This is a genomic window from Neisseria blantyrii (assembly GCF_962747855.1).
Lineage (GTDB): Bacteria > Pseudomonadota > Gammaproteobacteria > Burkholderiales > Neisseriaceae > Neisseria > Neisseria viridiae.
Genome location: NZ_CAUIZY010000006.1, coordinates 111,827 through 133,448, shown reverse-complemented (window position 1 = coordinate 133,448; position 21,622 = coordinate 111,827). Strand labels below are relative to the sequence as shown.

Annotated in this window: 31 protein-coding genes; all 31 read right to left on the bottom strand. The window is 55.8% G+C overall.

From position 1 onward, the window contains the following. Positions 1-26: 26 nt before the first annotated feature. The gene (locus tag Q9J80_RS06905) at positions 27-686 is read right to left on the bottom strand and encodes a phage baseplate assembly protein V (protein ID WP_301668627.1); all 660 of its coding nucleotides are present in this window, start codon (positions 684-686) and stop codon (positions 27-29) included. Then, on the bottom strand, positions 683-1,828 hold the full coding sequence (locus Q9J80_RS06900) for a phage baseplate assembly protein (protein ID WP_301673110.1): 1,146 nt from the start codon (positions 1,826-1,828) through the stop codon (positions 683-685). Before Q9J80_RS06900 ends, Q9J80_RS06905 begins: the two co-directional genes overlap by 4 nt. After that, on the bottom strand, positions 1,825-3,117 hold the full coding sequence (locus tag Q9J80_RS06895) for a DNA circularization N-terminal domain-containing protein (protein WP_301673109.1): 1,293 nt from the start codon (positions 3,115-3,117) through the stop codon (positions 1,825-1,827). The genes Q9J80_RS06900 and Q9J80_RS06895 overlap by 4 nt, the downstream gene beginning before the upstream one ends. After that, positions 3,117-5,213 (bottom strand): phage tail tape measure protein, encoded by a 2,097-nt coding sequence (locus tag Q9J80_RS06890; RefSeq protein ID WP_301673108.1) that lies wholly within the window; start codon positions 5,211-5,213, stop codon positions 3,117-3,119. The genes Q9J80_RS06895 and Q9J80_RS06890 overlap by 1 nt, the downstream gene beginning before the upstream one ends. Before the next feature lie 77 nt (positions 5,214-5,290). Then, on the bottom strand, positions 5,291-5,914 hold the full coding sequence (locus Q9J80_RS06885) for a hypothetical protein (RefSeq protein ID WP_301673107.1): 624 nt from the start codon (positions 5,912-5,914) through the stop codon (positions 5,291-5,293). A gap of 137 nt (positions 5,915-6,051) precedes the next feature. After that, the gene (locus Q9J80_RS06880) at positions 6,052-6,210 is read right to left on the bottom strand and encodes a hypothetical protein (RefSeq protein ID WP_301673106.1); all 159 of its coding nucleotides are present in this window, start codon (positions 6,208-6,210) and stop codon (positions 6,052-6,054) included. Positions 6,211-6,275: 65 nt separating this feature from the next. Then, positions 6,276-6,626: a hypothetical protein gene (locus Q9J80_RS06875; protein WP_301673105.1), complete on the bottom strand. Its 351-nt coding sequence runs from the start codon at positions 6,624-6,626 to the stop codon at positions 6,276-6,278. A gap of 4 nt (positions 6,627-6,630) precedes the next feature. After that, a complete protein-coding gene (locus Q9J80_RS06870; protein WP_301673104.1) occupies positions 6,631-7,008 on the bottom strand; it encodes a phage tail protein in 378 nt (125 codons plus the stop codon). Positions 7,009-7,072: 64 nt separating this feature from the next. Next, complete coding sequence (locus Q9J80_RS06865) at positions 7,073-8,479, bottom strand: phage tail sheath subtilisin-like domain-containing protein (protein ID WP_301673103.1); 1,407 nt, start codon at positions 8,477-8,479, stop codon at positions 7,073-7,075. Further along, a complete protein-coding gene (locus tag Q9J80_RS06860) occupies positions 8,479-8,658 on the bottom strand; it encodes a DUF2635 domain-containing protein (protein WP_373325237.1) in 180 nt (59 codons plus the stop codon). Before Q9J80_RS06860 ends, Q9J80_RS06865 begins: the two co-directional genes overlap by 1 nt. 10 nt (positions 8,659-8,668) lie before the next feature. Then, on the bottom strand, positions 8,669-9,295 hold the full coding sequence (locus tag Q9J80_RS06855; protein WP_301673102.1) for a phage protein Gp37: 627 nt from the start codon (positions 9,293-9,295) through the stop codon (positions 8,669-8,671). Beyond that, entirely contained in the window at positions 9,279-9,707 is a 429-nt protein-coding gene (locus Q9J80_RS06850; RefSeq protein ID WP_301673101.1) for a gp436 family protein, read from the bottom strand. The genes Q9J80_RS06855 and Q9J80_RS06850 overlap by 17 nt, the downstream gene beginning before the upstream one ends. Beyond that, on the bottom strand, positions 9,707-10,117 hold the full coding sequence (locus tag Q9J80_RS06845) for a hypothetical protein (protein ID WP_301673100.1): 411 nt from the start codon (positions 10,115-10,117) through the stop codon (positions 9,707-9,709). Before Q9J80_RS06845 ends, Q9J80_RS06850 begins: the two co-directional genes overlap by 1 nt. Before the next feature lie 65 nt (positions 10,118-10,182). After that, a complete protein-coding gene (locus Q9J80_RS06840) occupies positions 10,183-11,091 on the bottom strand; it encodes a Mu-like prophage major head subunit gpT family protein (RefSeq protein ID WP_301673099.1) in 909 nt (302 codons plus the stop codon). Next, entirely contained in the window at positions 11,091-12,152 is a 1,062-nt protein-coding gene (locus Q9J80_RS06835; protein WP_101127697.1) for a phage protease, read from the bottom strand. Before Q9J80_RS06835 ends, Q9J80_RS06840 begins: the two co-directional genes overlap by 1 nt. Before the next feature lie 230 nt (positions 12,153-12,382). Beyond that, entirely contained in the window at positions 12,383-12,799 is a 417-nt protein-coding gene (locus tag Q9J80_RS06830) for a phage virion morphogenesis protein (protein WP_002213608.1), read from the bottom strand. Between the two features lie 127 nt (positions 12,800-12,926). Continuing rightward, positions 12,927-14,252, bottom strand: a complete 1,326-nt coding sequence (locus Q9J80_RS06825) for a phage head morphogenesis protein (protein ID WP_301673098.1) — start codon at positions 14,250-14,252, stop codon at positions 12,927-12,929. Continuing rightward, complete coding sequence (locus Q9J80_RS06820) at positions 14,239-15,807, bottom strand: DUF935 domain-containing protein (RefSeq protein ID WP_301673097.1); 1,569 nt, start codon at positions 15,805-15,807, stop codon at positions 14,239-14,241. Before Q9J80_RS06820 ends, Q9J80_RS06825 begins: the two co-directional genes overlap by 14 nt. Further along, positions 15,807-17,471: a phage terminase large subunit gene (gene terL / locus Q9J80_RS06815; RefSeq protein WP_301673096.1), complete on the bottom strand. Its 1,665-nt coding sequence runs from the start codon at positions 17,469-17,471 to the stop codon at positions 15,807-15,809. Before terL ends, Q9J80_RS06820 begins: the two co-directional genes overlap by 1 nt. Positions 17,472-17,473: 2 nt before the next feature. Continuing rightward, positions 17,474-17,977: a DUF1804 family protein gene (locus Q9J80_RS06810; protein ID WP_301673095.1), complete on the bottom strand. Its 504-nt coding sequence runs from the start codon at positions 17,975-17,977 to the stop codon at positions 17,474-17,476. A 1-nt stretch (position 17,978) separates the two neighbouring features. Continuing rightward, positions 17,979-18,176: a hypothetical protein gene (locus Q9J80_RS06805; RefSeq protein ID WP_049227001.1), complete on the bottom strand. Its 198-nt coding sequence runs from the start codon at positions 18,174-18,176 to the stop codon at positions 17,979-17,981. Beyond that, entirely contained in the window at positions 18,173-18,439 is a 267-nt protein-coding gene (locus Q9J80_RS06800) for a hypothetical protein (RefSeq protein WP_002253472.1), read from the bottom strand. The genes Q9J80_RS06805 and Q9J80_RS06800 overlap by 4 nt, the downstream gene beginning before the upstream one ends. Before the next feature lie 11 nt (positions 18,440-18,450). Further along, entirely contained in the window at positions 18,451-18,792 is a 342-nt protein-coding gene (locus Q9J80_RS06795) for a hypothetical protein (RefSeq protein ID WP_300906161.1), read from the bottom strand. Continuing rightward, positions 18,789-19,106 carry a hypothetical protein gene (locus Q9J80_RS10900; RefSeq protein ID WP_369415226.1) on the bottom strand — a complete coding sequence of 106 codons (318 nt, stop codon included), beginning with the start codon at positions 19,104-19,106 and terminating at the stop codon, positions 18,789-18,791. The genes Q9J80_RS06795 and Q9J80_RS10900 overlap by 4 nt, the downstream gene beginning before the upstream one ends. Continuing rightward, a complete protein-coding gene (locus Q9J80_RS06785) occupies positions 19,003-19,422 on the bottom strand; it encodes a hypothetical protein (RefSeq protein WP_304672755.1) in 420 nt (139 codons plus the stop codon). The genes Q9J80_RS10900 and Q9J80_RS06785 overlap by 104 nt, the downstream gene beginning before the upstream one ends. Then, the gene (locus Q9J80_RS06780; RefSeq protein ID WP_304672756.1) at positions 19,394-19,630 is read right to left on the bottom strand and encodes a hypothetical protein; all 237 of its coding nucleotides are present in this window, start codon (positions 19,628-19,630) and stop codon (positions 19,394-19,396) included. Before Q9J80_RS06780 ends, Q9J80_RS06785 begins: the two co-directional genes overlap by 29 nt. Before the next feature lie 2 nt (positions 19,631-19,632). Beyond that, a complete protein-coding gene (locus tag Q9J80_RS06775; protein ID WP_304671638.1) occupies positions 19,633-19,797 on the bottom strand; it encodes a hypothetical protein in 165 nt (54 codons plus the stop codon). Between the two features lie 2 nt (positions 19,798-19,799). Further along, a complete protein-coding gene (locus Q9J80_RS06770) occupies positions 19,800-19,973 on the bottom strand; it encodes a hypothetical protein (RefSeq protein ID WP_304671639.1) in 174 nt (57 codons plus the stop codon). After that, the gene (locus Q9J80_RS06765; RefSeq protein ID WP_304671640.1) at positions 19,970-20,515 is read right to left on the bottom strand and encodes an N-acetylmuramoyl-L-alanine amidase; all 546 of its coding nucleotides are present in this window, start codon (positions 20,513-20,515) and stop codon (positions 19,970-19,972) included. The genes Q9J80_RS06770 and Q9J80_RS06765 overlap by 4 nt, the downstream gene beginning before the upstream one ends. A gap of 162 nt (positions 20,516-20,677) precedes the next feature. Further along, positions 20,678-21,157, bottom strand: a complete 480-nt coding sequence (locus Q9J80_RS06760) for a Mor transcription activator family protein (protein WP_304671641.1) — start codon at positions 21,155-21,157, stop codon at positions 20,678-20,680. A gap of 2 nt (positions 21,158-21,159) precedes the next feature. Beyond that, the gene (locus tag Q9J80_RS06755) at positions 21,160-21,558 is read right to left on the bottom strand and encodes a gp16 family protein (protein ID WP_304671642.1); all 399 of its coding nucleotides are present in this window, start codon (positions 21,556-21,558) and stop codon (positions 21,160-21,162) included. Positions 21,559-21,622: the final 64 nt, after the last annotated feature.

The following is a 21,622-nucleotide window of genomic DNA, read 5'->3' as shown; positions in this document are numbered from 1 at the left end:
TGCCCGCAGGGTACGGCATCTCCGGGCTATTTCGGCGGCGAAGTCGTCCCGCCGCTGTCGCCCGTATGCGTATGTCCCGAGCCGACATCTTTTCCGTTGTTGACCAGCGCGCCCGTACTGGAAAAATCCCCGACCAGATCGACATTGCCCGTAAAACGCGCCCCGCCGCCGGAAACCGCCATACCGCCTTTGCCGTTGAACTGCCCGAGTGCCGTCAGCACCGCGCTCGTCTCCAATTTCGGCGTGTCAAAATCCGCCCCCTCCGACGCGTTGACCGCATAAGTTTTGCAGTTGACGCGGAACACATCGCAATCCGCCTCGATAATCCTGCCGCGCTTGAGCACGATTTTCGCCCCGTCCTCGCTGAATACCGCCGTTTCGCCCGACTTCAGCGTCCTGATGCGGAACGCGCCGTGCTGCGTTGCCACCACCACCCCGTGCGAACTCGCCCCGCCCAAAGGCAGGATCACCGCATCCGACCCCGCAGGCGGACAGGACGCAAAGCCGAAATGCTGCAAATACTCGATATCCCGCAAAGCCTCGTCCGCCAAACCGTCCACATCCGCCCGCATCACCGCCTCCGCAGGCGACAGGCCCGCAATTTTCCCGCGAAACGCCGAACGTACCGCATCGCCCAAAGACCGCGCCGTCTGCACCGTCTTCCTCGCCATCTTCAACAGACTCATTCAAATACCGCCGTTTCCCTGTTTTTCGGTTTTGCCGTTTTGCCTTTTTTGCGCCTGTCCGTTACCCCTTTTTTGCGTCCAGTCCGCTTGCGCGCCGCCGCCGATTTTTCCGGATACGCATCCGGAATCCACACGCCGTCCTCCTTAAGCCGCAGCTCCGTAACCGTCCCTTCCGTCCGGTTCAGGGAAAACCGCCGTCCCATCAGAAAAAACACCGCATCGATACCGTGTTCCTCATCGATCACGTGCACCCTCTGCCCCGGCGACCACAACACCCCGTCCCGGGTTGCATGGCCGCCGACCGTAACCGTCAGGGTAAAGCCCTCAAGCCGCCAATCCGCCAACTGCTTTTCCGCCTGCCGCTTGAGCGACTCCAAATTCTCCGCATCCGCCAACACCACCGTTTTCGGCCGGTAAAGCGTCATCGAAGGGTCTTTGAACACCCACTTCAAATCGTGTTTCGCCCCGTCGCCCCGTTTCGCGTGCGACTGCCCCAAAAACGTTACTTCCGAAAACCGGTTCTCCACACTCCGTTCGATACTGACCCGCCGCGTATTGCGCCGCGCATCGTCCCGGCTCCAGCAAAGCGTCGCCACCGGCGGCGAAGCATAATCCGCGCCGCCGACGGCAAGCGTCCCGTCGGCTTCCATCCAAACGTGCAGCCCCTTTGAAGCCGCCAGTTTCGCCAACGCCTGCCAGACCGACTCGCCCGGTTCGACATCCACCCTGTCCGACACCGGATTTTTATCCGCCCGAAGCCTTACCCCCTTAATCTGTTTCCACGGCGCAACCAGCCGCTTTGCCGCGTCAAGCAGCGTCAGCCCATTCACATTCGTTAGCGACGCGGAACAGTCCGTCAGAAGCCCCGCCAAATCCCGCCCCGACAGCCGCAAAATGCGCCGCCCCTTCTCCTTGTCGTGCAGCTGCGTGTCCGCAATGCCCGACAACACCGTCTGCCCGTCTATCGCCACCTCGCAAAACGCCCCCGACAAATCCGGCACGTCCGACTCCCCGTAAGGCAGCCCCAAAGTAAAAACAAAGCCGTCCGCCGGAATCAGGAAATCACTGTCGATCTCGTAGCTTTCCCAATGTTTGTGTTCCCTGCCGCCGATGCGGACGGCAATTTCATGCGTATATTTCACAAAAGCCCCTGTGCATAAAGATTCAGCCAAGCCCCCCGAGCGACAAAGGACGGATGGGCGATGTGCGGATTGAGCCGCAAAATCTCCTCCGCCCGTCGCCAATCCCCATAAAACGTATGTGCCAGCAGGTAAACCGAGCCGTCAAACGGCGCGGCGCGCACCAAAAGCGGCGGGCGGCGGTTGGCGGCGGCGCGCACCGCCGCATCAAAACGCCCCGCCGTCGCGCGCAAAGCCTCTTCCACGCCGAACACCGCATCGCGGATCCCTTCGGACGGCAACGCGCGCACCGCCGCCAATGCCGTCTGAACGCGCCGGCGCACCTCGCGGTTGAGCAGCATCAGATCCGGAACGGCGGCCGACTCCCCGAATTCTTCCAGCACTGCCGCCGCAGCCTCCGCAAAAGCCGCCGCAACCGCAAGCGTCCACACCGCCGCCGATGCCGTCTGAACGCGCCAGCGCACTTCCCCGGCATTGCCGCCCGATTCCGCCGCAACCGCACGCGGCAGGGCATCCGCCTTATCCGGCAAAACCGCACGTAACAGGGCATCCGCCTTGTCCGACAAAGCCGCGTGGCGCAAACGCAAATCCGCACCCCCGACCACCGCCGCGTGCAGGCCCTGCCGCGCCGCATCCGCCGCATCCGCCGCCAGACGCGGGAAAGCCGCCGCAAACGTTTTCCCGTCATCATCCCCCCGGGGGCGGAAGCGCACCGCATCCCAACCTGGCAGCCGCCGCACCGCCGCCAAAGAACCCGCCAATACCGACCACAAAGCCGCTGCGCTCTCGAACAGCGCGCCCCGGGCTTCCGCCTCTGCCGCCAGCGCGTCGATAAAACCCTCCGCCGCCGCGCGCAAGGCATCGGTTTGCACAATCAGACGTTCGATCTCCATCAGGAAATGGTTTTCAAAAACAAAAATCTCCTGCGGCTCCGCCGCCTCCCGGAAGGTCATATCGATGCGCGCGAAATCCGCATAATCCGCCTCATGCCGGTAAGACCACTCGGCGGCGGCCATATCCGTCATCCGCCCCCAAACCGGATGCACCAGCACCCCCGCGCCGCGCTCTTCCAGCTTGTCCAGCAGGTTTTTCAGGCGCACCGCATAACCCTTGCCCCAAAACACCGCCGAAATCCGTACCTCGCGCCCCGACGTGCCCATATCCTCCAAATCCGTACCGTCGGCAAAAGGACGCGCGTGTTCCGCCAATACCCTGCCGTTGCGCTCTTCCACATTTTCCACATCAAACGCCGCGCCCTTAAACGACGCCGGCTGCAAAACCGTATGCCACATTACAAACCTGCCCCCCGGTTCAACAGCGAATACTGGTGCCGCGACACCTCGTTCGCCACCGTCCGCCCGTCGATATTCAGGCTCACATTCGTCTCAATCGTTCCGCCCGCCGATGCCAAAGCGGAAAACATCCTGTCCAAGCCCGCCGTTACCGCCGCCGTATCCGCCGACAATGCCGTCTGAAACGCCGCCGTCTGCTGCAACAAAGCCGCCTGATAAGCCGCCGTCTGCGTCGAAAACAGCGGCGAAAGCAGCTTGTCCGGCGGCGTTGCCGCATTTTGCGCCGACACAAGCGGCGTACCCGCCGCCGTCCGTTTCGACGGCAGAAAACGGATGCCCGCCCGCCTTAGGTGCGCCGCATCATCCGCCGCCGAGCGCGATTCGCGCATCTCGCGCGGCAGCGTCCCGTCGGCCAAAGTGCGCGGCGCAAGCAGCATCCCGTAAATGCCCAAACGCCCCAACAAGTCCGGACGCGAAACCAAAGCCCCCGCGGCCGAAGCCGCCGCATTCTTCGCCCCGCCCGCGATTTTTCCGCCCGCACCCTTTATGCCGCCCAAGCCGCCCGACAAGGCCGCCGTCGCCGCAAAACCCGCCGCCGCCGCCGTCATCGCCCGAATCGCCAGCGTCGCATTCGGATATTCCGCCGAAAGTTCTTTAAACGCCGTTTCCGCATTGTTTAAAGTCTCCGTCAGGCTTTCGTTCAACAGCGCAAGCGACTTCGCCTTCTCCTGCCGCGCCGCATCCGTCATTCCCGCCGCCTCGTTCATCTTGCCGATTTTGCCGTTTTCCGGGGTAACGCCGCCCAGTTTTGCCATATAGCCCTGAATCTGCGCCATATCCGATGCCGCCAGCAGGCCTTGTTTCGCCTGCAGGTCGGGCAGAAGCGTCGCCAACAGCGCGCCCTTGAGCATATTTGCCTGTTCCGCCGCCGTCTTGTCGCCCGCCGCCGCGCGCTTCTGAAAGTCCTGAAACTGCCTGTCTTTGGCAAGCATCGAATCCGCAAGCCGCGCCAAAACCTGCACCGCGTTTTCGCCGTTCTCCTTACCCTTCAAAATCGAACCTACCCAATCCACACCCTTTTTCGGGTCTTTCGGGTTCGCCATATCCTTCAGGCGTTTTACCGTGTCCTTCGACAGGGTTTTGCTTAACAGGTTTTGCACATTCGTCGCCGCTTCTGCAGGACTGCCCGACTTGTTCGCCGCCGACTGCAGAAGCGAAAGCAGGTAGTCCAAACCGCCGATGCCGGTCATGCCCGCCTGTTGCGCGGCGGGAAGCAGGGCGGGCAGCTCGCGCACCATATCCCGTACCTCGAACGTCCCGTCCAAACCCGACTGCAGGACGTGTTCGAGCGCAAGGTTCAAATCCCTGCCGTTCAAGCCGCCGTCTTTCAGCGTTTTGATCAGCTTCGCCGTATCCGCGCCGCCGCCCTCCGAGGCAAGCGAAAACGCATAAGCCGCCTGCGCCTCCTCTTTGGTTTGGGCGAAATTCAGACCCGTCGTCATCATACCGCTGATCAGTTCCAAGGCCTTATCGTGGTTGCCGCCCTGTTTCGACACCAGTTCCACGGTCAAATCCTTGATCTGCCGCGCGCCTTCCGTCGCAATCCACGCCGCCGACTTGTCCTCATCCCCGACAAACGCCTGCCGCGAAACGCGGTTCAGGTTTTCGTCAAGCTGTTTGCGGTCATCCATCGCCGGCTTCAGTGCCGCATACGCCGCCGCGCCGCCCGCAACGGCTGCCATACCCGCGCGTCCGATGCCGCCCATCCTGTCCGCCAAACCCGCGCCCTGTTTCAGTTCCGCGTTCAGCTCGCGGATTCGGTTACGCGTGGCGACCGCCGCCCGTGCCAAATCATTTTGCGAAGCCTTGCCGCTGCGCGCCAAGCGGTTGAACGCCGCCTGCGTCTGTATGATTTCGCGGCGGATTTCTCGCTCCGAGCGCACGCCCGTCAGCGCGTAGGCGCGGCTCTGCCGTTCCAGCCGCTCCCGCGATTTTTCCGTCCGCTCCAACTGCTGCTGCGTCTGGGCGACCAGCCGCTTCGCCCCGTCGTCCCTGCCTGTCAGCACCAGTGCCAGTTCCACATTTCCGTTTTTCATAAAAAAACAGCCTTTAAACGTATCGACTCACGGTCGATTATCGTTTAAAGGCTGTTCAAATGCGGGCGCGACGGGGTTCAACCCCTACTCAGAAGAAATTCTTCAAATGCCCCGTGGTAAACATCTTTATCTGCTCGGGCTTCTTCAACAATCTCCAAAATCTCATCACGTCTTTTTTGTTTTGCTTTTTCAGTTTTGTAGTTTTGGATTTTAAAGTCCAAATACTTGATACAAACCATATAGTATCGCGTCTTTACTATTCTCCATTCTTTCAAACCGATAGGAATATGGGGATATTTCATTTTTTCCAAAGTCCTACCCATAACGCCGATTCTGGACTGTATGGTTTGCCAATTCCCACTGGAAAGGCATATCGACAAAGATTCCCATAAAATCATCCTATTTCTGTCGTCAGTGGACAGTCGTTGCGTTTGGCAGGTTTTTCTGTAATCGTCAGCGATATTAGAGGCGTGGATTTCACATTGTTCAGCCTCAGCAGTAAACCCCTCCAATGTATTGAGGCGTTTATCTTCCTCTTGCTTAATCAGCATCAACCTTTCCAGCCGTTCTGTTTCTTTTCGTTCGTTTTCTTCCCGCAAGAGTTTTTGTTGCAATTCAAATTTCTTCCGTTTTCTGATTGCCATAACTCGAAAGACCCAAAAAACAGCCAAAATACAGGCAATACTTGCAATCCATATCATTTTACGTTCCCAGAATCTAGATACATACATAATTATATGAAATAAAGAATTGCAAATATATCCCAACAAATAAAAAGACCGTCTGAAATCCAACCGCCGCTGCCCGTACAGGCAGAAGCACCATTTCAGACGGCCTTTTACTTGCCCTCCGGCTTTTTCAGCCTTTGCGACACAATCACGCCCCCGTCCTTCGGCGTTTTGATGCCCAGGCCCGACAGGATGTCCTCAAACCAGGCCGCCAGCTCCGCGTGGCACATTTTCTGCACCGCCTGGGCACCCATTCCCGCTTTCGCCATCAGGATGACCGACTGCCGGTAGCTTTGATGCGCCGTCCGGTAGCAGCGGCGGACTGTTTTGCCGCTTACGGGCGGACGGGGTTTTCCGTAGCGGCGCTCGGTTTTCGGCGTAAATCCTCCTGCGCCGCCATCACCGCCTGATAATCCTCGCCCGACAGGTTCGCCATCAGCCAATCCGCCGTTACCGCTTCGGCGGGGATGCCGTCTGCCTCGATCTGTTGTGCCCAATAGGCCAGCGTTTCGTACACGTCGCGCTTGAGCCGTTCGGCTTGGGACGCGCCTTCGGGCAGATCGGGTAGATCGTCGATCAGGGCAAACGCCGCCAATTCGCCGCCGATGCTCAAAGGCTTGAGGCGGATTTCAAAAACGCTTGCGTCCCGATAAGCCAGTCCGTGCGCCAGTTTGACGGTAACCATAGCCTTACTCCCTGATTTTGTGCAGCGCGATCATTTCGATGTCGATGCGCGCTTCGTTGTCCGCTTCGTACTGTTCGCTCGATTCCACCGTGAAGCAGTCCAGATACGAGGTGCGGCGTTCTTCTTTGTTGATGGGGTAGATGGTGATTTTCGCCTTGGTGATCTTGTCCCAGTCGATTTCCGTGCCGTCGATGGGGATGGCGGCGGTCAGGCTCAACTTGTGTTCCGTTACGCCGTCGGCGTAGCCCGACACGCGCCCGTGGCGGTTCATCGTCTTCACCGGCTTGCGCCCCGTCGTGGTCTGCGGCTTGATGCTGATGATTTCAACGTCTTTGCCGTCCACTTCCATAATCACCGCGCCGGCATAGGTAGCGTCGCCCATATATCGTCCTTCCGTAAGTTTCAGACGGCATTCGAAACCGTTTTAAAATGCCGTCTGAAAGGGTTTAAAGAATCAAATCCACGCGTCCTGCGAATACGTGCAGCCCGTTGACCACATCGGCGGGTATGGCCGCATTGAGGCGGTTGGCGTCCGAAAGCGCGCGCTCGACGCGCAAAGCCCCTTTGTTCGCCTCCACGTTTTCCACGATTTCCGCCTGCTCGAGTTTGAGCAGCACATCCAGAATCTCGCTTTTCACCTTCAAAGGCGTGCGCGAGGAAAGCTTGTCGCGCGGGAAACGCAAAGCGATACGCTCCCGCACCGCGCGGCGGACGTAATCCAAAGTCCGGATGGTCGTAATGTCCAACAGCGCGGGGTCGGCGGCATTGGCGGCGTTTTTCGTATAAGTCGAAACCGCACGCATAATCTGCACCTTGTTGTTGACGACCGTCAGCGGGGTCAGGCCGTTGTACAAAGCACTGTTGCACTCGGCAAACAGCGGCCATTGCGCGTCCGGCGTAATCTTCAGCCCCTTGATTTCCAAAGTGTTCAAAGGGCGGGCGGGATCTTCCTCCGCCGCCAGCACTGCCGCATAACCCGCCGCCAGCACGCCTTCGGGCTCCGCCGCACCCTTGTACCACGCGCAAGTCATACGCCCGCTGTTGACACTGCCCGCCAGCGTCGTCCCCGCCGCCAGCGTGCCCGCAAAACCGAACACGCCGATACAGCCGCGCTGCTCGAGCGCGCCCGACACCTGTTCCGTATGCAGGGCGAGCGCGCGCAACACCGATGCCTCGGAAAACGGCAGGCAGACGATGTGGTAGTGTTTGCCCGCAACCTTGGCCAAAGCCGCCGCCACGTCCGGCACGCCCGAACCGCCCGCCAAAGCATTAACCTGCGCCGTGATGCCCGTATTGCCCGCATCCAAAACAGGTACGATGCCGTTGCCCGCCGCCCCTTTGTGCTTGAAGGACAGCGTCAGCGTACTTTGTGCCGCCGTCGCCGTTACCGGCAAATCCGAAGCTGCGAGCGCGTCCTTTAATTTCGTCGCCGCCGTTTCCGCAGCCGTACCCTTGGCGATTTCGACCGCAAGCTCCAAGCCGCCGGCCGAAAGCGTCAGCACGCCCGAAGCCGTTGCCGTACCGCCCAAAACAATATCGCCCGAAGCCGCCGTCCCGGCAGCCTCCGCAGGCGCGATCACCGTCAAATCCAGATAAGGATTGTTCAAAAACGCCGCGCGCACCATCAAATGCGCCAAAGAACCGCGTCCGAACAGATTTGCCGCGTCCGCATCTGAAAACAGCTGCACCGGCTCCAACGCCGCCGCCGAACCGCCCGCCTTGGGCGCGACCATCAGCACCTTTTGCGGATTTTGCGGCAATCCTGTTACCGCATTACGCGTATTGAACTCGATATACTGCCCCGGAACGCGCAAGCTCCCCGGCACCGTATCGAAAGAAACAGCATCAACCATTATTCCGCTCCTTTGCGTTTCGCCCCGGCGGCCTCTTCCGCCACCAGGCTGCCTTCATCCAACAAGCGGCGGTAATACAGGCTTTCGCCGTCCACCTCCGCCGTCTCCCGTCCGATATACTCGTGCGGCATCCCTTCCATAGGCACGCGCAAACCCTCCGCCGCCCTTACCTTAATCATCGCCATCATCCTAACCTTTCAAATCTACACGAATCGGCACACTGCCGAGCGCGCCGTCAAACACCAAACCGTCCACACCCTCGAAATCCGGATAGGGCAGATCGGTTCTGCCGCCGTAGCGCGCAAACACCGCATCCGCACCGTCTCTCTCCGTCGGGAAGCGTCCGTCCTCCAAAGGCACACTGTCAAAGCGCAAAACATACTCCGCCGCCGCCACACTGACCGCCGCATTCTGCACCCAGACGCTTTTCGCAATCGGGCGCACCGCCTTCGGGGTCAATCCGCGCGAGTCGGCCAACCCCAAAGTCTGCCCGTCCAGCAGGCGGCGCACCGCCCAAATCAAGGCATTGCTCCCGATTTCGCGCACGTCCGTGCCGCCCTGGCGCAAAGCCGCCTCATTCCGAAGCGAACGCGTCGCACACATCACCGCAAACTGAGCATGGTCGCAGTAGCGGGTTTTGCCCGTTGCCGCCGCTTCGATACGGCTTCCTGCATACGTTACCCACACCGCCGGCAGCGTCATAATCTGCGCACCCAAATCCTCCAGCTCGCCGCCGTAGGATTTGACCGTCCGCACCATGCGCCCCAAGCCTTGGGAAAGGCGCGCGACCATCGCCTGTTCAATTTCGGTAATCACGCCCGAATATCCTGTTTTTGCCGTTGACAAACATCACGCCGTCGCTGTCGGCTTGTATTTCCGCCCCCGCGTCGTCTATGCCCAACTGGATGTCGCCTTTGGCAAGTGCCTTAAGCAGCTCCAAGACATCGATTTTGTAGCGGTTACGGATTTCTTCCGTAATCAACACGCCCTGAGCCGCCGTCAGACGGTAGCGGGCAATGTCGCAGCAAAGGCGCACCAAGATGGGCGGCACATCCTCAAAAGGTCGTCTGAACCGCCCCAGATACGCGTCGATTTCGGCAGTGGCGTCCACCAGCGCGGTTTGTGCGACCGCGCGGTCAATCAGCCCCTCGTTGTTGCGGTCGGTAAGCTGCAAGACTTCCAGCTCGCCGAAACGCGCAACCATATCCTCAACCGTCGCGTATGCCATTACTCGACCGCCTTGCGTTGCAGCATAGGCTCGGCGCAGATTGCCTTCCACACCGCTTCGCCGACTTCGGCGCGCTTCACTTCGCGCCAGCCGCCGTCAAACAGCAGGCCGCCGCGCCAAAATTCTTTGCCGTCTGCGCCGGTACTGACGAGCATCACATCGCGGCTGTCCGCCAAAGCATCGGCAGCGCGCTTGGTGTGTTCAGCTTTCAATTCGGCAAGTTCATGGGAAATTGCCTGTTTTTCTTCATCGGCTTTTGCCAACTCAACGGTCAGGGCTTCGATTTTCGCTTGAGCTTCTTCATGCGCTGTCTTCAAGGCATTGAGTTCTGCTTGGATTTTTTCAACGTCAGTGCCGACACCTGCTTCGCCGATTTGCTCCAAATCTTCAGTGTTTTTTGCTTTTGCCATATTTACTCCTTGTTTCAGGCGGTCTTTAAACAGGTTTTAAAGACCGCCTGAAAGCGGTTTGGGGTTTACAGATGCACGCAAACGTGCAGTTTCAGACGGCCTTTGAAGGTATTGGTCGTACCGTCGATTTTGTCGGCTTCTAACAGCTCGCGCGCCTTGTCTTCCAATTCCGGCGGAACAACAAGGAGGCTGGGCTTCACATTCAGCACATAGCCGCCGTCCGCCTTGATTTTCTGCATCTTGACAATGATTTTTGCAAGGTTTTCGCGGGTCAACGCGGTTTTTTCTGCCATGTGCATCAGCTGCCACAAGCCGAAACCGGCATTACAACGGCGGCGCGAACCATACAGATATTCGTCTTCCATGAACACGCGGTCGGATTTGGACGGATCGAATTTAGTTTCGAACTCTGTTTCGGTGCGGTTTTGGAAAATCAAAGGTTTCAGGGTTTTGGTGTCGTCAACGACGTAGAATGTAGGTGCGTCGTTGTCTGTACCGGTAGTCAGGTTGGAATAAGGCGTGTTTTGACCTGTGCCATCGTGATTTTCGAAAACTGGATGGTCAACGTCGAAGAAGTATTGGCCGTCGTAGCCAATGGTGGTTTTACCTTTTTTGAGCAGACCCCACACCAACGTATCAGGCAGAGCGGCAGCGGATTCACCCATTGCGGCCATCATCGGACGGTACATACCTACTTGGTCGTCTTCGATATCAGTGCGAGCCACGCCAACAGTCGCTTCGAATTTTTTATTTTCCAAGCTCATTGCCTGATTGCTCATTTTTTTGATCTGACGTGAGCCAACCCACTCGCGCATTTGCGGGAATTTGCCCAGCCACGCATAAGTATTCGTCGAAGTTGTTGACGGAATAGTCATAGCGATAGCAGGGTAGTCAGGCTTAACCGAATCTAAGCCGGACTGAAACTCTTTGCGGAATGCTGCCGTCAGGGCGGCTAAAATTGCTGCCTTATCCATTACTTACCTTCACTTTCTTTCACTTTTTTAAATTCCTCCGGGGTCATACCCAGCATTTTCGCGGCACGCTCTTCCTCTGCAGTCAGTGCAGCAACACGTTCTTCCGGCGAATTGCCGCCTGTTTGTGTGCCAGATAAAGCTGCGACAGGTTGGGCGTTTTCAATAAAGCCGGTCAAAAATGCCAAGCCGCCCGGCTGTTTCAATACGCCTTCTGCCCACTCCTTCTGAGCAGGCAGCAATTTGCCTGAAGTCAGCGCGGCGGTAATCAATTCGTTGCCTTTGTCTGCTTCCTGCTTGGCAGTCAGCGCGGCGACTTTGCTTTGCAGCTCTTGAACCACTGAGATAGGCGCGTATTTAGTCAAATCAGGCTTGGCGGTTTGCGCCGTCAATGCCGCGATGCGGCTGTCTTTCTCTGCCAACTGTACAAACACATCAGCAGACAAAGCCATTTCTTTAGGTTTGGCAGCCAGCAGGGCGGACAAAGCCACTTTCAGTTCTTCTTCGCCTGCTTCAGGCAGGCCGAACAGTTGTTGTAACAACTCTTTCATAGGGTTTTGCTCCGTTTCCGGTTTTAAAATTTGCGCCGACGCTGCCGCCAGCACCTCGTCCATACCGTCCAACGCGGGGAAATTTGTCAGCGCGGCGTGAAAAATTTTGGTTACATATCCCTTTGTGTCATAGGAAAACACAGCAGAGATGTAGCGATACTCTTTTGCGGCAATTGCCGCAGCCGCCTTGTCCGTCCACTCCACTTCGGCAAACATGCCTTTAGGCGTGAACTCCAGCCAACGCATCCAACCGGCGGCAGGTGCAGGTTGTCCGTTTTTCTCTTTGTAGAGCGTCTGGTGTTCATAATCGACAACCAACTGATTGCGCGAGCTGTTGGCCAACAACGCGACATCATGACCATTCTCTTCGGTCAGATACCACGCAGGGACATCAGTCGGACGACCGTCTACTGCGCGAAATTCGCCATATGGCAGCAGTTGGATTCGCCCGTCTTTTGGCTGCACCTCGAAACTGCACACGGCAAGTAGGGTTTTTTGTGCATTTTTGGACATGTGTACCTCTCTCAATACTGTCATTTTGCCTATTTGAAAAAACAACAAAGAGTAGGCGTGCTTCAAACCCTCCCGCCATTTTTTTAAAACCTGTCCGCGCGATACACAATTAATCGTTTTCAGGGGCTTTTTAGAAGCGTCTAGGATTGATTTTTATATCTTGGGCAGGGGTTTGTATTACCCGCATAAAAAAACGCGCTAAAAAGCGCGTTTCTGAGGGTTTTATAAATTCACGGTATCAGACCCGAAAAATAATCCTGCACATCGTCCATCAAAGCCTGTTTGTCGTCGTCCGTCAGCGTCAAAAATTCCCGTTGCGGAATCCGAACTTTGCGGTTGCGCCCCGCCATACCGCCGAAGTTGTGGATGGCGGCATAGACGATATTCGTACCGACAAGGGCGGTATCGTTGTCTGACAGTGTGGAAAAACTGTCTTTCAGACGACCCGAATCCGAAAGCGGCTTGCCGTCGCGGTATTTCAGCCCCAACCATTTCGGACGGCCCGCATAACGGAAATTGAGTTTGACCGCCGTGTGCATGGTTTCCGACAGGCGGCGCATCAGCAGGTAGCGATTTTCGATGCCGTTGCCTAGACGCTCGATTTGGTTTAGGACGACAAAAATATTGTCTATTTTGACATCAATCATGGTACTATCCTACATAGGCTACTAAAAAAGCGGTGAATTTGTCTGCCCTCCGCAGCCCTTATGCAGTCCTCGGACTGGGATTGGTATCCGTTACATAAGCGAGAGTGTGTCGGGATTGCAGTCCGACTTAGTAGCCTTTTTTCATTTCATAGCGTTTCTTACTTTTCACAATTTCTTTTTCATCCGCCCTGCGAAACGAATCCAAAAAAATCGAATCGTACTGTGGCAGATATTTCAAAACTGCCATCAATCTGTATTTTTCGTTCCCCTCCAACGGTTTTCCGAGCAAAACAAAACTTTCTTTTCCTCTGCTGTTGTCATAAAAAATATATTCGGGCTCATGAATCAGATCGGGGAGCATGGCATATAAATCTGTTCCAAACGATTGCCCCTCCCGACTGTCCACCTGTTTGACCAATGTATCATCAGACAGCCACACCGTCGCTCGTGTCATACCTGCCAATTCTTGCGTTTCCTTGCTCAATACACCCGCAGCAAATTTAAGCTGTCTTGATAGCGCATTTCGGATTTTGATTTTCTGCTCTTTATCGGGCTTGCCATCAATATTCAAACGTTGCTTGACTTCATAAAACTCTTTTTCAAGCTGTTTAAAGCTGGTTTTAAAATCCGCACCACCCATTTCCGCTTTGGCAAATTGATGCGCCAACGCACGGTCGTACTTGTCTAAATTGGGGCGGTAGTTCATTCGCCCGGCGTTGTAGCCGAAGCCTTTGTCGGCCGTGTAGAGGCTGCCGTCTGGGGCTTTGTAGGCAGTCGTCGGGTAGCTGTCGCCTTTTTTGTTGTAGATTTTATGGGTCTCGACCAGATTGTCCGCCGTGCTTTGTCCGACAATCCGCCCCTGGCGTTCCACATCCCGCTCCGACAGCGCGATGACTGAGCAGCGGCAGTTGTAGCCGTTGGGCGGGTAAAATGTTGCCCAAAACGGGTCGTCGTAGCGGTACACCAGCCCATCTATTGCCGAATGCGCCGGACGGGTGCGGCTGTCGCCTACCGCGTCATACATCCAATAAGGCCGCGCATCGATGTTTGCCATATAGCCCTGGTACTGCCCGGCATTGTAGGCAGTTTGCATGTTGGTACGGTAAATCGTCTCCAACCTCCGCGGCGAACCGAATACCTCGCCGGTGGCTGGGTCGATGATATCCTTACCGTTATGCCCGTTCGGATGCAGCCAGCCCTTGTTGCTGAGCAGATTCAAGATACCTTTTCGCCAATCGTCAAACGACTGTCCACTTTTTGCCGATTCAACCATCGAAGTTTTGATGTCGTTGAGCATATCCAAGTCGGTTATGCGGGCAATCGTATAGACTTTGGCAATTTCGGAGGCTGTCAGATTGCGGTAGCTCTCAGCCGTAACCTTTTTACTTTCCAGCCACTCGATTGCCTTTTTTGGCGGCAGACTTAAGGCAAATCCCAAATCAGGCGCGGGCATGGTCTTGTCCCAAAATATCGCTGATAAACAAGGCCTGCTGCATATAGGTACGCAGTTTCGCGTTGTCCAAATTCGGATAAAGCGCATTCAGTGCGGCATCTGCCTCCTCGTAGCTGTTGCAGGCATTAAGTGCGGCAACCGCCTGACGCACCATCGGGTTGAGCTGAGAATTGAAATCGGGCTCAACCAGCGCGTCATCCAACGCGCCGTCCAATATTTCCTGATGCCTGCCCGTAGCCTTAGATGGTACGGTGCGGGCGGATAAAGCCGCCAATGCAGTTCTGTTTACCGGATTGACTGGTACCTGCCGCACCAACACAGCCTCACCCTCCTGCACATCTGGAATGACCAGTTTGTCGCGCACCCAGCTTTCGGGGATTTGTACGCCGACATCCACCAGTTTCGGGATAGCGTCGGCAAAGACCGCGATGTCTTTCGGCTCGCGCGTGTCAAATTCAAATTTTGGCACGCGGTTTGGGTCGGCATGGGGATAGTTGATTTGCAGGAACGGTCCGATGATTTGGCTTGTGATGGTTTGCGCCACCTGTTTTGCGTCCGACACCAGCAAATCGCGGCGTACCTCGTTGTGGATATTGCCCAGCGCGTTGGTGCTGGATTTTCCGTCCGCACCGCTGGTCAGCGTTTGCCCCAAAATCAGCCGCGCCGCCGATTTTTCGCACCAGTCGGCCATCTGCAAAAACGGATTGCCGGCGGAAGTCATGCCGTTTGCAGCGTTGTGCAGCTCGATTTCCATACCTTCCGGCATGATGCCTGCCGCGTTGTGACCGATTTCCGCCACCGCTCGAAGCAGGGTGTTTTTTTCCTCTTTGGTTGCGCCCGCGCCGTATTTGCCGATACGGATGGGCATGCCGTACAGCTCCAAAAACTCGGCAAAATCGTGGACGGCGTAGTGTTTGAACATATACAGCCAGGAAAGCGTGCGGAAAAGCCCGTTGCGCGCCTGCTGGACGCTGCGCGATTTTTGGGTATGGACGACCCAGCCCAGCGGCCACAACGCTTCGCCTTCCGGATTTTCGCGGGTACGCAGCAGCAGCCCGTCGTCTTTGTCCCATTTGAACCAGCTTTGCGGGCGGTGGATAAAGTTTCGGGGTAGGTAAAGGCCGTCTGAAAATACCCACTCGATCTCCAACGCAGAAAATCCGTGCCCAACCGCGTCCATCAAATCCATAATCAGGTCTTCGAGGGTAGGCAGGCTGTCCATCATTTCGTAGGCTTGGTCGGACAGCTTTTCTTCTTCGGGCGTCGCATTTCGCGGCGGGGCGACGCGCCAGTTGAGCGTCAGCAGCGCGCGTTTGCGCGTCCCCATATTTGCCGCGATGTCGCTGTCGCGCTCCTCAATGTCCGCGAAAAGCTCGTGTTGGGCGCGGACGTCACCGCTTTCTGCGTCCTCGAAGAGGGCCCGCATCTTTTGCGGCGTAATAAAATTGGACGGATGCTCGGCGATAACCCGACCGGTCGCCGTAATTTGAGCCACATCCGTCTGCAATGCAGCCTCGGGCTTTTGGATTTTAGTTTTATTGTCCTTTTTTGCCATTATCGGCTCCATTTACTTTTTATCTCGTCACCAAAATCGTTATCGGTAGGGCTTTGCCATTCTATCGGCACACAATTCGCCACCGCCACCGACCAGAGCATATGCAGTGCATCGGGGCCGTCGTCGTGGTCGGCGTCGGGAAATTCCCGCAACTGCTCAATCAATACACGCTGTTCCGGCAACAGTTTTATAAATCCGTTGGCAAAATGCGGTTGGATACTTTCAATCCTCATCACTTTTTCTGCGCTCGGTTTGACTCCACGCGCAGGAACATGCGCCCCTTGTTTTGCCGCCTCTTTAATCAGTTCGTCTTTGAAAAATTCTTGAAACTGGACGGTCTCGATGACCCACAGCAAGCAGCCGTATTGCTTTTGCAGTCTGATGACGTCCTGAATAATCAGGCTCGGTACACGTTTCTTAATGGATGCCTCCACGACAAACAGCGTACCTGTGGCGCGTTGGTAGCCGCCGACCAGAATGGCGGACGGGTCAGTGCCTTTACCCTGTTTGCCAAGCGAAGGGTCAACCGCACCAAAATACACGACATCATGCGGCAGTGCACGGTAATAACAGTTGTCCAAATAATCAGCAAAAATCGCATTTTCGGGATTGCCCGGCTGGTTTTGGTACTCGCAGTTAAAAACATGGATGCCGTCGCGGGCACGGATTTTCATCAGGGCGAGAAGCGGTCGTTTGCTCCAACTCACTTCGCTGCCTTCCAACATTGCCGCTTCGTTTGCTTCGTAAAACGCCTGAGCCGCCTTTTCGTTGGTGCGGTTTTCTTTCGGCGTGTTACGGTAGATATTTTCCCATTCCGCCCACAAATCCATATTGACAGGCCACTTCATGATGGCGGAAAAGCGCACACTGCGCCAAAACGGATTTTTCAACACACGCGCCAATACGCTGTCCAAACATAAAATCGTACCGACATACAAAATGTCGCACTTCGCGCCCGCACCACCCAAAGGATTGATGACACTGCCTATCCACTTGGTCAGTTTGTCGCGCAAGCGGATGTTTTCGGAGTGTTTTTCATTTTCTAAATCGTCGAGATAGACCGCATCGGGGCGCACCTCGCCTTTTTTTGCACCGCGGATGCCCTGTCCCGCACCATAGGCTTTGAACTGGTTGTTTTGGCGGGTTCGAATTTCTCCGATACGCCATACCTGCCCCTGCCCACAGACTTCGGGGAAGTCCAACTGCAACGCAGGATTGTCTGTCAGTTCGGTTTTGATGGCTTCGACGATGGCGTCGGCTTGGTCTTCGGTGTCCGACACAATGATAGTATTGTGTTTGGAGTTACGGACTTCCCGCCACAGGGCGAATGCCTGTACGGTCAGCGATGTTTTCGCTTCGCCGCGCGATGCCGCACAACCCTGCAAGACCGACTCCGGCTCTTTTTCGATTTCGGGCAATTCCGTATATGCCCATGTGTGAAAAACAGATTCACTGTCGTCGGGAAAATAGTGCGGCAGATAAGTCTTGCAGAAAAAACGGAATGCTTCGGGCGTACACTGCATCACTTTGGCGCGACGCTCGGTAATATCCGCAGGCGCAGCAGACAATCCGATATCCGCCGCACTGATGCGCCGATTGATGTCTGCCCGGATGGCGGACATTCGGGCACGCAGTTCGGATTGGCTCAATTTTCTCTGCTGCATGGTTAAAACTCTTTCTCAATGACAGTTTGAAAGCCTTGCAGTACCGTATCAAAAGCAGCCAACATATCTGGATGTTGGTCGGCAATATAGGCAAACAGCTTTTCGATGACTTTAATGGCAATCGCAGATTCTTGAACTTCAGGCAATACCCGCTTATTTGCCGCCACGGTCTTGGTGAACGCGTCAGACAGGCTCGCCAACAATTTGGCGCGCTCGGACGGCATCAGCTCCTCGACCGACGTGTCTTGCAACATCGTCATCGTTGACTGGTACTGCACCAAAAAACCCGCCAACAGCGAACGGCTCAAGTCTTCGATACCGCCGCCCGCCAGCGTGTAGGCGGCGCGTACTTTGTCCCAATCGTCGCCGGTCTCTTTGGCGGCACGTTTCCAACTACGGGCGGTAGCTGTCGGGATTTCGCACATCATCGCCGCGATTTCGAGTGTTTGCCCGTCGCTGACGTACAGTCGGCGCAGCTTTTCGCGGGTTTTTTTCGGGTGTGCCATATCAGCCCCCGAACTTGGCTCGCAGCAGCTCCCAGCCGGTCGTTACAATCACGCCGCCGAGACCGCCATAAACCGCAGCAGATTTCTTGCAGTCTTTCTTAATTTGCTGCAATTCCTCGTCCATGCGCGCCTGATTGGCAAGCAGGTCATCCTGCTTGGCTTCGATACGCGCCAAGGCTTCCAAAATCGGGTCGCTCATGATTTGTCCGCTTTCCTGTCCAGTTTTTCGTTTACTTTTTCCAACTTGTTTTCGATGCGTCCCAAAGAAGCTGCGATATTGTCGCGGTCTGCCTTGGCATCTTGCTTGGTGTGATAAGAGAGCTTGACCGCGTGCAGCTCCTCTTTAAGGTCGTCGATGCGCTTGTCCGCTTCTTTCAGACGGCCTGAAATGCCGTTGACCCAAAACCAAAACGCCGCCGTCGCAATCGGCCACAGGGTTTTAAACCCAAATTCAAAGTCCATTTAAAACCCCTTTAAACCGGCACATCGCCGAATACGATACGGACGGAGTAGCAGTCAGGGCGATTGCTGGAAATTTCGAGTCCATCTCCATCATTACAAACGCAGTAATACGCCGAAATCATCTGCCTAACTACACGCTTAAAGGTGTCGTAGTTTGTATTTGGATATTCAAGGTTAAAGGTCGTCTGAAAATCCTTATCCATGCGTACCGCGTACTCAATGCCTGCCTTATCCAACAGGTCGGAAACATGGATGACAAACGGCTCTTGTTCGCGTGCGCGGCTTAAGCCCAATTCCAAGTCCGCATGGCGGCAGGCGACCGTGCGTTGTACCAACTCACGATAAGTCGTCATCGCGCGCCCTCCGAACCGTCAACTGCCGCTTGACTGTTGACCCAGTCGCGCCAAGCCTGATTTTGGTTTTCCAGCTCCGCCACATAGCCGCCAAACTCGGCGGCGTGTTCGAGCAGCGTTGCCGTCTTGCCGTCTTTCGGCGGATTCGGGCGTACCGGCGCAACCATCAACGCGGCAGGCGGCATCGGCATGACCGCCTTTTCGACAATCTTAATTTCCGTAGCCGAGGGCGCGGTTGTAGAGCTGCAGGCCGTGAGAGCCAAAGCCGTCAATACAATTACCGCCTGCATTTTTACGGTCTTGAGTAAGGACATTTTCGATTTCCTTTTTATTTTCCGTTTTCAGACGGCTGACTTCCGCCTGTTTCTTCGCCAAAGCCATGCCGACGGCGTGCGCCTTGACTTCATATTTTTTCGCTTCCGCGCGTGCCTGTTCCAGTTCGCGGGCGTAGTTTTGAGCCGACAACAGCAGGGCTTGCGCCTTGTCTTTTTCCATCTTGTCGATGACCGCCTGCTGCTTCGCAAACGCCGACTTGTAGCCTTGATGGTGCGACACGGCCAAGAGAGTGCCGACAAGCGCGATGATGGCAATCGCCTGCAGGTTATTCACCGGCAGTTTCACGAGATTCATTCCCGACCTCCTGACGTTTCACGCTGACCAGCGAGCGTGCCACGGCATAGCCGCCGACAATGCCCAAATACACCGCCCAAATCTCCGCCGACGGGTCGGGCAACATCACAAATTTAAACGTCCCCGCCGCGCAGGCAACGTTTGCCCACAGCTTCGAATGCGACACATTGCCTGTCGCCGGGTTTTTAAAAATATCCAAAATACGCATTGCTATTCCACACTTTTGGTTTGCAGGTGCCGTTTCAGCATTTCCCGATAATTGGCCAGTTCGCCTTCCTCAAATTCAAACGCCGCCAAATCAGCCCGTTCGCTTGCCTCACGGCTTTTGCTCGACCACAGCCCAATCATCTTTTCGTAAAACTCAACCTGTCCCATGATTAACGACGATTCTTGCGTTTACGCGCCGCGCGTTTGGCAGCCGCCATGCCCGACTTACCCAGACGCATAGACGGATGTTGTTTCAAATAGCCAATACTGGCAGGCTTAATCTCAAATTCAGGCATCTGCGGTTTCAAGACAGACAGAGCTAAAGCAATCAAAGACTTTTTCATACCTTCGACGCTCCCAGTTCGATTGCAACCGCGTCCGCAATCGCGCGGCAGATGCCCCATTTAGTCGCCTTAAACAAGGCCAAATCAGTGTCGTTGCTGATGAAAAACGGCTCAAACACAATGCCGCCGGCCTGCGCATAAGCCAGGCGCGAATGCTGGCCCGCATTGTCGGGTTTAAAGCCGTCTTCGCCGCGCAGTTTCCAGCCGGTTTTCTTGGCAACGGCTTTGCCCAATACCTGACACCAGCGTTTGTTTTTCGGCGTGGACAAGGCTTCGATGCCTGTCGCCGCTTTACTGACGGCAGCATTGGTATGGAACTCAATCGCCACATCCGAGCCGCGAATCAGCTTGACCGCATCGCGCAAGGGCATATTGCCTTTGCCTTCGCCGTCGGTGCGTACGGTCAGGCCGTAATCGTTACGCAGGATTGAAGCCACAATGTTGCGCATATCCTGCGCCAAGTCCGCCTCACGGTCGCTTCCGTTGACCGCGCCCGGGTCGGTGTTGCTGTGGCCGGCGGTTAAAGTTACAGTTTTGCCCATAAACATCTCCGAAAATCAAATCACAATTTATTTTCAAAACCTTATTTAACCTTTTCAGACGGCATAAGACGGTCGGCACAAATGCACTTACTGTTCCGCAGACAAAAAAAGCCCTGCACGAAGCAGGGAAAAAGGTCTACTCACAAGGAACACACAACACAATTACGCCGCAAACATATCCGTCTGCGCTCTTGCCGCCGCCTCGCGGTCGGCCTCTTTCAAAATGTATCGGATATTGCGCGTGGACAGCCGATGAGCCAATACCAGCTCGCGCACAATAACCAAATCGCTCAAACCCTCCGCGCTCATCGCATCATACCGGCGGCGGATAAATCGGTTGCGCAGCTCGCGCATCGCATCCCAGCAGCGCGGAATCGCCAAGAAAGGCTGACCGGCATAGGCCCGCTCCAACCGTCCCGCCGCCTCCTCGCCAATGTCCTCGACCAGTTGCGCGTGTAGGATTCGGCTCTGGCGCGTATTGCGTCGGCGGTTGGTAATCCGATAATTCGTCCCACCCCAAACCTTAACCATGTGAAACGCCGCTTCCAGCCCGATGACCGTAATCATCGCCACCACGCTCTGCGGCAGCAGATGTTTCACATCCTCAAAGTCCTGCTCTGTCATTTCCCAACTTACACTCATTCCTATGCCTCCTTCTTCTTTCGGTTCGCCGCAATCTGCAACGCCGCCACCAGCTTGTGCATATTGCCGTCGGACAACCATTCCACACGGTCAACCTTAAACATCTTTTTCGCCGTACCGTGCGCATAATTCCAAGACCAGCCGTTATCCAGCAGCAGGGCTTCGATTTTGCGCATCATCGGATCGGCAGAGCTTCGGCGGTTCGGGCGACGGCCTGCCGTTTTCTTCGGCGCAAACCCATGTTGGCGCAAATCCTCTACTACGCGTTCCAACTCAGGAATACTGCACTCGGTACACGACCGCTTGCCCGTCACACGCTCCAACACCGCGCGATACGTCGCATCATCCAAACCAAGCTCTTTTTGAGCGATTTTAATTTTCGCAATCAACGCACGGCGCATTATTCCTCCAGTACAACATATAGTACAAATTAGCGCATATTATACAACAAAATACAATATATAG

Bases quoted from the DNA above. Each gene is read 5' to 3' on its own strand.
- Q9J80_RS06905 (WP_301668627.1), bottom strand. From the start codon at position 686: ATGAGTCTGTTGAAGATGGCGAGGAAGACGGTGCAGACGGCGCGGTCT.
- Q9J80_RS06895 (WP_301673109.1), bottom strand. From the start codon at position 3,117: ATGTGGCATACGGTTTTGCAGCCGGCGTCGTTTAAGGGCGCGGCGTTT.
- Q9J80_RS06890 (WP_301673108.1), bottom strand. From the start codon at position 5,213: ATGAAAAACGGAAATGTGGAACTGGCACTGGTGCTGACAGGCAGGGAC.
- Q9J80_RS06885 (WP_301673107.1), bottom strand. From the start codon at position 5,914: ATGATATGGATTGCAAGTATTGCCTGTATTTTGGCTGTTTTTTGGGTC.
- Q9J80_RS06880 (WP_301673106.1), bottom strand. From the start codon at position 6,210: ATGGCGAAAGCGGGAATGGGTGCCCAGGCGGTGCAGAAAATGTGCCAC.
- Q9J80_RS06875 (WP_301673105.1), bottom strand. From the start codon at position 6,626: ATGGTTACCGTCAAACTGGCGCACGGACTGGCTTATCGGGACGCAAGC.
- Q9J80_RS06870 (WP_301673104.1), bottom strand. From the start codon at position 7,008: ATGGGCGACGCTACCTATGCCGGCGCGGTGATTATGGAAGTGGACGGC.
- Q9J80_RS06865 (WP_301673103.1), bottom strand. From the start codon at position 8,479: ATGGTTGATGCTGTTTCTTTCGATACGGTGCCGGGGAGCTTGCGCGTT.
- Q9J80_RS06860 (WP_373325237.1), bottom strand. From the start codon at position 8,658: ATGATTAAGGTAAGGGCGGCGGAGGGTTTGCGCGTGCCTATGGAAGGG.
- Q9J80_RS06850 (WP_301673101.1), bottom strand. From the start codon at position 9,707: ATGGCATACGCGACGGTTGAGGATATGGTTGCGCGTTTCGGCGAGCTG.
- Q9J80_RS06845 (WP_301673100.1), bottom strand. From the start codon at position 10,117: ATGGCAAAAGCAAAAAACACTGAAGATTTGGAGCAAATCGGCGAAGCA.
- Q9J80_RS06840 (WP_301673099.1), bottom strand. From the start codon at position 11,091: ATGGATAAGGCAGCAATTTTAGCCGCCCTGACGGCAGCATTCCGCAAA.
- Q9J80_RS06835 (WP_101127697.1), bottom strand. From the start codon at position 12,152: ATGTCCAAAAATGCACAAAAAACCCTACTTGCCGTGTGCAGTTTCGAG.
- Q9J80_RS06830 (WP_002213608.1), bottom strand. From the start codon at position 12,799: ATGATTGATGTCAAAATAGACAATATTTTTGTCGTCCTAAACCAAATC.
- Q9J80_RS06825 (WP_301673098.1), bottom strand. From the start codon at position 14,252: ATGCCCGCGCCTGATTTGGGATTTGCCTTAAGTCTGCCGCCAAAAAAG.
- Q9J80_RS06820 (WP_301673097.1), bottom strand. From the start codon at position 15,807: ATGGCAAAAAAGGACAATAAAACTAAAATCCAAAAGCCCGAGGCTGCA.
- terL (WP_301673096.1), bottom strand. From the start codon at position 17,471: ATGCAGCAGAGAAAATTGAGCCAATCCGAACTGCGTGCCCGAATGTCC.
- Q9J80_RS06810 (WP_301673095.1), bottom strand. From the start codon at position 17,977: ATGGCACACCCGAAAAAAACCCGCGAAAAGCTGCGCCGACTGTACGTC.
- Q9J80_RS06805 (WP_049227001.1), bottom strand. From the start codon at position 18,176: ATGAGCGACCCGATTTTGGAAGCCTTGGCGCGTATCGAAGCCAAGCAG.
- Q9J80_RS06800 (WP_002253472.1), bottom strand. From the start codon at position 18,439: ATGGACTTTGAATTTGGGTTTAAAACCCTGTGGCCGATTGCGACGGCG.
- Q9J80_RS06795 (WP_300906161.1), bottom strand. From the start codon at position 18,792: ATGACGACTTATCGTGAGTTGGTACAACGCACGGTCGCCTGCCGCCAT.
- Q9J80_RS10900 (WP_369415226.1), bottom strand. From the start codon at position 19,106: ATGTCCTTACTCAAGACCGTAAAAATGCAGGCGGTAATTGTATTGACG.
- Q9J80_RS06785 (WP_304672755.1), bottom strand. From the start codon at position 19,422: ATGAATCTCGTGAAACTGCCGGTGAATAACCTGCAGGCGATTGCCATC.
- Q9J80_RS06780 (WP_304672756.1), bottom strand. From the start codon at position 19,630: ATGCGTATTTTGGATATTTTTAAAAACCCGGCGACAGGCAATGTGTCG.
- Q9J80_RS06775 (WP_304671638.1), bottom strand. From the start codon at position 19,797: ATGGGACAGGTTGAGTTTTACGAAAAGATGATTGGGCTGTGGTCGAGC.
- Q9J80_RS06770 (WP_304671639.1), bottom strand. From the start codon at position 19,973: ATGAAAAAGTCTTTGATTGCTTTAGCTCTGTCTGTCTTGAAACCGCAG.
- Q9J80_RS06765 (WP_304671640.1), bottom strand. From the start codon at position 20,515: ATGGGCAAAACTGTAACTTTAACCGCCGGCCACAGCAACACCGACCCG.
- Q9J80_RS06760 (WP_304671641.1), bottom strand. From the start codon at position 21,157: ATGAGTGTAAGTTGGGAAATGACAGAGCAGGACTTTGAGGATGTGAAA.
- Q9J80_RS06755 (WP_304671642.1), bottom strand. From the start codon at position 21,558: ATGCGCCGTGCGTTGATTGCGAAAATTAAAATCGCTCAAAAAGAGCTT.